This window comes from Lysobacter sp. TAB13 (assembly GCF_052113885.1).
GTDB lineage: Bacteria > Pseudomonadota > Gammaproteobacteria > Xanthomonadales > Xanthomonadaceae > Lysobacter > Lysobacter gummosus.
Map to the genome: position 1 here is coordinate 1 of NZ_JBFRDR010000320.1, position 389 is coordinate 389.

The 389-nt window shown below is 65.3% G+C and carries 1 protein-coding gene; it reads right to left on the reverse strand.

All coding sequences use genetic code 11. The annotated features are described in order from the left end of the window. Window positions 1-389 (reverse strand): hypothetical protein (locus tag AB4Y92_RS26345; RefSeq protein ID WP_441822306.1); only part of this gene is annotated, 389 nt, incomplete at both ends.

A 389-nucleotide genomic window follows, 5' to 3' on the forward strand; every position in this document is an offset into this window, starting at 1 on the left:
CGCTTGCGCGGCGCCTTCGGCTTGACCTCGGGTTCAGGCTCCGGTTCCGCGATCGGCGCGGGCTCGATGACGATTTCGGGCAAGGGCTCAGGCCCCGGCAAGGCCGCGAGCGTAGCCTCCGCGTCCTTCAGCGCCGCGTCGTCGCGGGCGCCGGAGGCGGGTGTACTGAAATCGTCCTTGATCGGATCGATCGGTTTGAAATCGGTATTGAGCGCGCTCTGCACCGAACCACCGACATCCTCGACCTGCTTCTTCAGATCGTCCAGTTCGGCTTCGCGCATGGCGTCGTTGAACTGGCTCTGAAACTCGCCGGCCATACGGCGAATCTTGCCGATCGCCTGCCCGGCGGTCCGCATGGCTTTCGGCAGATCCTTGGGGCCGATCACGAC